At 38.8% G+C, this 8,372-nt stretch carries 14 protein-coding genes; all 14 read left to right on the forward strand.

Annotation, left to right across the window (positions count from 1 at the left end; genetic code table 11):
- Positions 1–44: 44 nt before the first annotated feature.
- The 14 genes from G630_RS0117335 to G630_RS22585 all read left to right on the forward strand — a co-directional run bounded on the left by G630_RS0117335 (position 45) and on the right by G630_RS22585 (position 8,167).
- The gene (locus G630_RS0117335; RefSeq protein WP_026499325.1) at positions 45–347 is read left to right on the forward strand and encodes an ArsR/SmtB family transcription factor; all 303 of its coding nucleotides are present in this window, start codon (positions 45–47) and stop codon (positions 345–347) included.
- Positions 344–1,345 carry a permease gene (locus G630_RS0117340; RefSeq protein ID WP_330363832.1) on the forward strand — a complete coding sequence of 334 codons (1,002 nt, stop codon included), beginning with the start codon at positions 344–346 and terminating at the stop codon, positions 1,343–1,345. The genes G630_RS0117335 and G630_RS0117340 overlap by 4 nt, the downstream gene beginning before the upstream one ends.
- Before the next feature lie 14 nt (positions 1,346–1,359).
- On the forward strand, positions 1,360–1,587 hold the full coding sequence (locus tag G630_RS0117345) for a thioredoxin family protein (RefSeq protein WP_026499327.1): 228 nt from the start codon (positions 1,360–1,362) through the stop codon (positions 1,585–1,587).
- Positions 1,588–1,616: 29 nt separating this feature from the next.
- Positions 1,617–2,078, forward strand: a complete 462-nt coding sequence (locus G630_RS0117350; RefSeq protein ID WP_196805819.1) for a GNAT family N-acetyltransferase — start codon at positions 1,617–1,619, stop codon at positions 2,076–2,078.
- Positions 2,079–2,102: 24 nt separating this feature from the next.
- Positions 2,103–2,621, forward strand: coding sequence for a GNAT family N-acetyltransferase (locus G630_RS22565; RefSeq protein ID WP_044959745.1), 519 nt, complete (start codon positions 2,103–2,105; stop codon positions 2,619–2,621).
- Between the two features lie 18 nt (positions 2,622–2,639).
- Entirely contained in the window at positions 2,640–3,062 is a 423-nt protein-coding gene (locus tag G630_RS0117360) for a C-GCAxxG-C-C family protein (protein ID WP_026499329.1), read from the forward strand.
- A 30-nt stretch (positions 3,063–3,092) separates the two neighbouring features.
- On the forward strand, positions 3,093–3,281 hold the full coding sequence (locus tag G630_RS24430) for a GyrI-like domain-containing protein (RefSeq protein WP_330363834.1): 189 nt from the start codon (positions 3,093–3,095) through the stop codon (positions 3,279–3,281).
- Positions 3,282–3,473: 192 nt separating this feature from the next.
- Positions 3,474–4,058: a TetR/AcrR family transcriptional regulator gene (locus G630_RS22570; protein WP_044959747.1), complete on the forward strand. Its 585-nt coding sequence runs from the start codon at positions 3,474–3,476 to the stop codon at positions 4,056–4,058.
- Complete coding sequence (locus G630_RS0117375; protein WP_024865550.1) at positions 4,055–4,510, forward strand: GNAT family N-acetyltransferase; 456 nt, start codon at positions 4,055–4,057, stop codon at positions 4,508–4,510. The genes G630_RS22570 and G630_RS0117375 overlap by 4 nt, the downstream gene beginning before the upstream one ends.
- Complete coding sequence (locus G630_RS22575) at positions 4,507–5,037, forward strand: dTDP-4-dehydrorhamnose 3,5-epimerase family protein (RefSeq protein ID WP_049946286.1); 531 nt, start codon at positions 4,507–4,509, stop codon at positions 5,035–5,037. The genes G630_RS0117375 and G630_RS22575 overlap by 4 nt, the downstream gene beginning before the upstream one ends.
- A gap of 1 nt (position 5,038) precedes the next feature.
- Positions 5,039–5,575, forward strand: coding sequence for a GNAT family N-acetyltransferase (locus G630_RS23915; RefSeq protein WP_026499330.1), 537 nt, complete (start codon positions 5,039–5,041; stop codon positions 5,573–5,575).
- Between the two features lie 50 nt (positions 5,576–5,625).
- Positions 5,626–6,066, forward strand: coding sequence for a GNAT family N-acetyltransferase (locus G630_RS0117390; RefSeq protein WP_196805820.1), 441 nt, complete (start codon positions 5,626–5,628; stop codon positions 6,064–6,066).
- A 166-nt stretch (positions 6,067–6,232) separates the two neighbouring features.
- Entirely contained in the window at positions 6,233–6,760 is a 528-nt protein-coding gene (locus G630_RS0117400) for a GNAT family N-acetyltransferase (protein ID WP_026499332.1), read from the forward strand.
- Positions 6,761–7,135: 375 nt separating this feature from the next.
- On the forward strand, positions 7,136–8,167 hold the full coding sequence (locus G630_RS22585) for an alpha/beta fold hydrolase (protein WP_242829960.1): 1,032 nt from the start codon (positions 7,136–7,138) through the stop codon (positions 8,165–8,167).
- Positions 8,168–8,372 lie beyond the last annotated feature (205 nt).

Genomic DNA, 8,372 nt, shown 5'->3' on the forward strand with positions numbered 1-8,372 from the left:
GCTATTATCAACACATAGATAAACATCTATATAAGGAGAAGATTATGGCCAAATTAGACGAAGTGCTGATATGTAAGGCTCTTGGAGATCCCAACAGAATGGAAATAGTTAAGATGCTTTCTGATCAGGAGAAGTGCGGATGCAAGCTTCTTGAAAAGTTCGATATTACACAGCCGACTCTTTCTCATCACATGAAGATACTGGTAGATTCGGGACTGGTTAACGACAGAAAAGAAGGCAAGTGGCACTACTATTCAATAAACACGGACATCATGAAAGAATTCTGTGGATTTATTAAAACTCTCTGTAATGAAACTACCGGCAAATGCTGTAAGGGGAAAGCATGATGTGGAACTTTATTCAGACACAGATCCTGGGAATGAAGTGGCTGAACAATTTGGTCGGGGAACTCCTGTCTGCATTAGGATTGGATATAGATAGCAGGATAGGCTCCGGCATACACTTTTTTATCTATGATGTTATAAAGATCACGATCCTTCTTTGTTTGCTGATCTTTGTGATCTCATATATCCAGAGTTTCTTTCCACCGGAGCGTAGCAGGAAGATAATGGGCAGATTTCACGGAATCGGAGCAAATATCGTAGGAGCCTTGCTTGGAACCGTGACACCATTCTGCTCGTGCTCATCCATCCCAATATTTATGGGATTTACGAGTGCCGGATTACCGCTTGGAGTAACATTCTCTTTTTTGATCTCATCACCGATGGTGGATCTGGGGAGCCTCGTGCTGCTTATGAGCATCTTTGGGGCAAGGATAGCTATCGTTTATGTTGTGATGGGACTTATGATCGCTGTTGCAGGTGGTACATTGATCGAGAGACTTCATATGGAAGATCAGGTCGCGGATTTTATCAGGAATGCAAACAGCAGCGTTGAAATAGAAACTCCGAGCCTCCCTGTTAAAGAGCGTTTAATATACGCAAAGGACCAAGTAGTATCTACATTTAAGAAAGTGTTTCCATACATTCTGATAGGAGTCGGGATTGGGGCTGTGATACATAACTGGATTCCGGAAAGCTGGATCAGGGCAGTGCTTGGGGGAAGAAATCCCTTTGGAGTGATACTTGCAACAATCCTGGGTATTCCGATGTATGCTGATATCTTTGGTGTGATCCCTATAGCCGAGGCACTCTTGTACAAAGGAGCTTTGCTCGGTACGATCTTAAGCTTTATGATGGCAGTGACTACACTCAGTCTTCCGTCGCTCATTATGCTGAAGAAAGCTATCAAGCCAAAACTGTTAGGAACATTTATAGCCATCTGTACAGTGGGTATCATCATTGTCGGGTATGGTTTCAACTTATTTCAATATTTATTCATCTGAAGGAGGATATGGTCATGAATATCAAGGTATTAGGCGGAGGATGCAAAAGCTGTGAGGCTCTCCTTGCATCTGCAAAAGAAGCAGTAGCGAAAAAAGGGATCGATGCGGAGATAGAGTATATCACGGATATGGAAAAGATCATGGGTTTCGGAGTGATGAGTATGCCGGCTCTTATGATCGACGGAAAAGTTGTTTCAGCCGGAAAGGTTCTTAAGGCTAAGGAAGTTGAAAAATTCTTATAGGAGATGTCAGGGATATGGAGGAGAATATTATGCTTTTTGAAACGAAAAAGTGTACTAATCCTGATATTGTGAAAGAGCTTTTTGTTGAGTATTCGCATATCAAAGGGGCAGAAAGCTGTTTTGTTTCCTTTGATAAGGAATTGAATGATCTGCCTGGGTATTATTTAGGTGGAGCGATAATAGTAGGATATGAAGAAGATAAACCCATTGCCTGTGTTGCCATAAAGAAAATAAGCGACGAAACCTGTGAAGGAAAGCGTCTGTTTATCAGACCGGAATACAGAGGAAAAGGATATGCAAGGATAATGCTCAAAGCAATGACGGATAAGGCTTTTGAACTTGGGTTTAAGGAATTGATTTTCACAACGAAACCGGAAGTTATGAGAATTGGATATAGCCTATATAAACGTTTGGGATACGAAGAATTATCAGAGGAAAATGGTATTGTATCAATGAGGATAGATCTTAGCAAGGAATATCCATATGGGTGATTACTAATTGTCTTTGGAGGTAATATGGAAAGAGAACTGTTTATAAGGGACGCTGATCCCGAAGATGCTAATAAACTGGTGGAGATATATTCATATTATGTTCTGAATACCGCTGTTTCTTTTGAATATGAAGTTCCGTCAGTTGCAGATTTTGAAAACAGGATCAAGACAACAAAAGAAAAATATCCATATATGGTGTGCTTATTAAAAGACAGGATCGTCGGCTATGCGTATGCGGGACCATATAGTTCTAGAGAAGCTTATAACTGGACAGCAACAACATCTATCTATGTTGATAAGGATTATCGCAGACAGGGTATCGGTTCGTTGTTGTACAAAGAGCTGGAAAAAAGGCTTAAAGAACAGGACATAGTCAACTTGCTTGCAGGAGCCGCCTATAGTGATGAAGAGGATGAATATCTCACACATGACAGCTATAAGTTTCATATACGATCGGGATATACAAAAGTAGCTCACATGAAGACTATAGGTAAGAAATTTGACAGATGGTATGATCTGTTATGGATGCAGAAAAAACTATAGTAAGAGGAGTCAAGATCTATGACACACAAAGAAAAAGCAATGAAGATATTTTATGAAAAATTCAATTGCTCGCAGGCAGTTCTTGGAGCATACGCGGAAGATTATGGGCTGACGGTAGCTCAGGCTATGAAAGTGGCAGCATGTTTCAGCGGGGGCGTGAGAAAAGGTGAAGTGTGTGGTGCTGTATCCGGGGCAATCATGGTGATCGGGTTGAAATACGGAGACGGACCCGACTATAAAGCAACTGCTTATCCCAAGGCTGCTGAGTTTATGGAAAGATTCAAAGAAAAGAATGCTTCATATATCTGCAAGGATATACTTGGCTGTGACATATCCTCCGAAGCGGGGATGCTCTATGCCCGGGAGAATGGACTTTTTAAGGATATTTGTCCGAGAATGGTAGAATCCGCGGTTGATATTCTGGAAGATATGGAAATATAAGCAATTGGTACAGAGGAGAAATACGGAAGCATCTATCATAAGGGCTCTTATGCTAATATCGGTGAAGCTTATGCATTTCTTATGAAATATGCAGACCAGAACGGATATACAGTAGCAGGTCTTGCCAGAGAGTGTTATATTGACGGAATCTGGAATAAAGAATCTGAGGAAGAATGGCTGACTGAGATCCAGCTTCCGATTGAAGACGTTACAAAATGAATAGAAGATATTACGGATCTGAAGCTGCAGAACAGTCTCAAATTGTCGGTTATTTGGAGATCGTTGTGCAATAGTAAAGAGAATAATTCAAATTTGACAAGATAATTTATATTACACTTTATACTTGAAACAACTAACATTGTTAGTATAATATTAACTAACAATGTTAGTTGATTTTTATTAGGAGATGTTATGCCAAGAACAGGATTATCTAAAGAAGAAATAGTAGAAAAAGCTGCAGAACTGGCCAACGAAAAGGGGCTGTCTTACTTGTCGGTTACTACACTGTCAGAATATTTAGGAATCAAGAAGCCGTCATTGTACAACCACATGAAGACCATAGAAGATATGCACAGAAGTCTTATGATATATGGGTGGCAAACTGTATCGGAAGATGTTGTCAGAGGAATTGATTCTTCAGATGAAAAAGCAAATCTATTTGAGTACGGAAAAAAGTTCTATAAGTTTACAATGGAGAATCCTGGCGTATTTGAAGCGATGCTCTGGTATAACAAATACTCAGATGACACGCTGCTTTCTGCCACAGAAGGATTATATTCTTTTTTCTTCAAGCAGACAGATGGCTTAGGGATAGATCGTGAGATCGCTAATCACTTGCTTCGAACATACAGGGCTTTTCTTGAAGGTTTTATTATGCTTCAGATTCATAATTCCTTTGGGAATCCAATATCATTGAAAGAGAGCTTTGAGATATCACTGAATGTGATGATATCCGGGATGGATGGGTATAGAAATAAGAGGGGTAATAAAAAATGATTGAGTTCAGAAATGCTGAGGTGTCTGATGCAGAGTTGGTTGTAGATATATATAACGCTGCGTTTTTTGATGATTATGTAAAGTATGGTGAATGTCCGGCGTATGGAAGGACAAAAGAAGAGATGGAGCAGTCAATAATTGATTATCCCAAATTCATAATTCTTAATGAAAGTAAACCGGTTGGCGTCATTTCATGCAGGGAGCTGGAAGCGGGTAATTATGAAGTCGGATGTTTATGTGTAATTCCTGAGTTTCAGGGAAGAGGAATAGGAACGACTGCAATGCGATTTGCAATAACACATTATTCTGATTGGAAGACATTTACATTGGTAACACCTGTGGACAAAAGTCAAAACGTAAAATTCTATACAGAAAGATGCGGCTTTGATATCCAGTCTGAAGAAATGGATGGAAGTGTTAAAGTATACAGATTTATATTGAGGCGGATATGATGATAAAAGAAATATTTGGAAAAGTAAAAATATATAGGCTCCATTCGCGTGTTGATAACCGTGGATCTCTGGAATATGTTTTTGATGAAAACACTGCCTGTTTCAATGCCCGGGAGACAAGAATCTATAGCATGCCCAAAGAAGGAACTTTTTTTGGAATTCACTACAGAGAAGAGAGTAGCCCAATGACGAAGTTTGTGACAGTCATAAAAGGCAGAGGTATGGATTACGTTATTGATTTGAGAAAAGACTCCTCAACCTATCTTCAATGGGAGTCATTTGAACTGTCAGAAGAAAATGCACTGGCAGTAATGATTCCTGCAGGTTTTGGGCATGCTTTTATTTCATTGCAAAATGATACGATACAGCTTTATTCTGTGGACAGAAGTGGCAACGATGCTTATTCAAAACATATTAATTACATGGATTCCAAAATCGGTCTTAAACTGCCTGTACCCATTTCCGAAATCTCGGATTATGATTTAAGCGCTCCTTTTGTTTCAGAAAGGGGAGTTGTAGGAGAGTGATATGTTAATAGAAACTGATAGATTGATAATCAGAGATATAGCACTGACGGACGGAGAGACGTTCATTCATATGGCTTCTGATGGGAGCCTTAATGATATAGGCTTTGACAAAGATTCTAGTTCCTGGATGGATGACTGGATTATAGAAGCGCAAAATCTGGCGCGAGAGGACAATCCTCGAAAATCTTATCTTGCTTATGTGATTGAAGATAAAAGAACAGGCTCGACTATCGGATCTGTCGGATGTTCATATTATGAGGATTTGCAGAAAGTGGGCGTTACTTATTTTATCGGAGCAGATTTTCGAAATAATGGATACGCTTCAGAAGCAACAAAGGCGTATATTTCTTATTTCTTCGAGCATTATGATGAAAATGAGATAATTGCCACTATACGTGAGGATAATGTCCCATCTTGGAAAACGATAGAAAGTGTAGGCTTTTCATTTACAGAGAAAAAAATGTACAAAGATCTCAACGATGCGAACGAAGTACTATATCGATTTTATTTGGCAAAAAGAAACGGAAGCATCAAATAATGTGTGAAGAGCGTAAGAGAAAAATGGATATTCATATTCAACTTGCAGATATGAAAAATATTGATAGCTGCATAGACATTTTGCAAAATTCTGATTTAGGAAGAGCGTATTTTAGCGATCATGAAAAGGCAACTAATATGCTTACATATGCAGTGGAACAAAAAAACGTATATGTTGCATTGGATGAAAATGAGAAATGCCTGGGGTTTATTTACTACATGACAAATGGTGTTTTTGGAAGCTACCCCTATCTTCATATTGTTGCAGTAAAGGAAGAATACAGGAATTATGGTATCGGTAAGCAGCTGATGAAGTTTTTTGAGGATAATGCTTCCGATTCTTCTTCAGCAAAATATTTCTTAACTGTAGATGATTTTAACCCGGGAGCGAAGATATTATATGAAAATCTGGGGTATAAGTGTGTTGGAGAACTACCTGATTTTTATAAAAATGGGATTAACTGCTATCTGATGATGAAAAGAAGAGGGTAAAGATATGAGCCTACAATTTGTAAAAGCAAGCACTTCTGATGCTTTGACACTTAATGGAATATCTAAAAGAGCCTTTTATACCAAGCTGGGATATGTTGAAGTGAGTCGGGATAATGAATTCATTTATTATATTAAGAAATGTGAGTGATGAAAGGGGAATTATCATTTGATAAAAATCGAATTATTATCAGAGACAAATTTCTGTTTAGAATCATTAGATTCATATAACAGAAAACAGAATGTAAATAAAGTATATCGAAGAATAGACGGAGAATATGCATTAGTAGAATGCAAATATACCGAAGATTGGGACTTAAGCCAAAAGCGTTCTGTGGCAAAGCAAATAAGCAGTGATGACTATATTACATACATCGCATTAGAAAATGATAAAGTTGTTGGCTTTATTGGGCTATTAAAGAAACTAAACGGTCCTTACATGATTCTTGATATGATGCAGGTATCTTCTGAATGCAGAGGCCAAGGTGTTGGCAGACGATTATTTGAATTTGGAAAAGCGGAAGCAATAAAAGCTGGTGCACAGGCTCTGTACATATCTGCCTGTTCTTCTGAGGAGACGATTGCATTTTACAGAGCAATGGGAAGTGGTCTGGCAAGCGTTCCTATAAAAGAACTTGCTGAAAAGGAACCATATGACCTTCAGATGATATGTCCTGTAATAGACTGCGACAGATAATCGGAGATGAAACTGACAGAGAAGATGATTCGTTGGGCTGAAAGCAAACTTGGCAGCACGGAGTATGCAGGCTGGTGTCTTGCGTTTATCGAGGATAGATGATGGTGAGACAATTGCTTTTATTCATTACTTGCTTGTAGATCCTGAATATCAAGGAAGCCAACATTGTTATATCGAAAATTGAAAATAAGCAAGCTTTTACAATATTAAAAGAACTAAGCGAATGCTGATCAATAATATTCACGTTATCTAAATCAGTGCAGAAGAGACCATTTCATGTGTGGGGATTGGTCTCTTATTGCATTATAGGTATAGTAAAATTGATTTTTGTACATATTAAATCATTGGTGGGCAATAAAAATGATATGGATAATTATGCCAGTAGTTTTAATACTTATCATAATAATTGTACTCCCTCCAAGTTTGGACAGACTTCCTAAAGGACACAGTCTTAGCGAGAAGACAACACTGGAAATCGATGGAGCAAAGCTGGGGCTTATATTATTATCTGATAAGGAAGACAATCCTGTACTTTTAGTCTGTGGCGGAGGGCCGGGAATACCGCAATATCTCTTGGAAAGTCTCTATCCTTCCGTGCTACCCGAGTATTTTACTGTATGCTATTTTGACTACAGAGGGACAGGGCTGTCATTTGACGGCAGTACCGATCCGGACAGCATGACTAAGGACAGGTTTATAGATGATGTTTTACAGGTAACAAATTATCTAAAAGATAGGTTTAGTCAGGACAAAATTTATATAATGGGTCATTCGTTCGGAACATATATCGCGCTCAATGCCGTGAAACAGTTTCCGGAGAATTATATTGCATATTTTGCAATGTCTCAGATTTGTAATCAGCAGCAGTCGGAGCTGATAGCGTATGATTATATGCGAAAGTGTTACGAAGAACAGGGTAACAGCTCAATGGCTTCGAAGTTCGATGAATACAAAATAAAGGACTCAGAAGAGGATTACCGAAAATATACTAATTCCAGCCTCCGCGACGAGGCCATGCACTCTCTCGGAGTCGGAACAACATCCGATATGGATAATGTAATAACGGATTTATTCTTTCCGAGCCTTCGGATAAAGGCTTACACACCAGGTGAGCGAATCAACATCTGGAGGGGAAAGATAGTTTCCGGAAAATATGAGGTTTCTAATGAATCGCGGCTATTCAATGCTTTTGAAGAGATTCAAAATATAGACATACCCATATATTTTTTTGCAGGTGAAAACGATATGACTTGCTGTACATCATTACAGAAGGAATACTATGAAATGGTGGAAGCACCTGAGAAAAAGTTCTTTTTCTATGAAGGATGCGCTCATAGTCCCATTTATGAGGACGGGGAAAAGACAAGGCGGATTTTTAATGATCTGTTTACGGATTTGTGCTTATAAGATCAAAATACGGTTTGTAGAGGAGAAAACATGGCAAAGGTAAAACTTACAATTACAGAAACCAAATGCAGGTGTGGTTATTACACAAAAGGTCAGGAATTCATCGTAGAAGATTTATGATGTATCAGCGAGAAAACTCCTTCCGACATAGTCGGTGGGGGATGAATCGCTGGCCCTCAGCGTTTCGCTTTGCTGTATCGTCCTG

Origin of the sequence: Butyrivibrio sp. WCD2001, from assembly GCF_000424485.1 — a bacterium.
Classification (GTDB): Bacteria; Bacillota; Clostridia; order Lachnospirales; family Lachnospiraceae; genus Butyrivibrio.

Bases quoted from the DNA above. Each gene is read 5' to 3' on its own strand.
- G630_RS0117335 (WP_026499325.1), top strand. From the start codon at position 45: ATGGCCAAATTAGACGAAGTGCTGATATGTAAGGCTCTTGGAGATCCC.
- G630_RS0117340 (WP_330363832.1), top strand. From the start codon at position 344: ATGATGTGGAACTTTATTCAGACACAGATCCTGGGAATGAAGTGGCTG.
- G630_RS0117345 (WP_026499327.1), top strand. From the start codon at position 1,360: ATGAATATCAAGGTATTAGGCGGAGGATGCAAAAGCTGTGAGGCTCTC.
- G630_RS0117350 (WP_196805819.1), top strand. From the start codon at position 1,617: ATGCTTTTTGAAACGAAAAAGTGTACTAATCCTGATATTGTGAAAGAG.
- G630_RS22565 (WP_044959745.1), top strand. From the start codon at position 2,103: ATGGAAAGAGAACTGTTTATAAGGGACGCTGATCCCGAAGATGCTAAT.
- G630_RS0117360 (WP_026499329.1), top strand. From the start codon at position 2,640: ATGACACACAAAGAAAAAGCAATGAAGATATTTTATGAAAAATTCAAT.
- G630_RS22570 (WP_044959747.1), top strand. From the start codon at position 3,474: ATGCCAAGAACAGGATTATCTAAAGAAGAAATAGTAGAAAAAGCTGCA.
- G630_RS0117375 (WP_024865550.1), top strand. From the start codon at position 4,055: ATGATTGAGTTCAGAAATGCTGAGGTGTCTGATGCAGAGTTGGTTGTA.
- G630_RS22575 (WP_049946286.1), top strand. From the start codon at position 4,507: ATGATGATAAAAGAAATATTTGGAAAAGTAAAAATATATAGGCTCCAT.
- G630_RS23915 (WP_026499330.1), top strand. From the start codon at position 5,039: ATGTTAATAGAAACTGATAGATTGATAATCAGAGATATAGCACTGACG.
- G630_RS0117390 (WP_196805820.1), top strand. From the start codon at position 5,626: ATGAAAAATATTGATAGCTGCATAGACATTTTGCAAAATTCTGATTTA.
- G630_RS22585 (WP_242829960.1), top strand. From the start codon at position 7,136: ATGCCAGTAGTTTTAATACTTATCATAATAATTGTACTCCCTCCAAGT.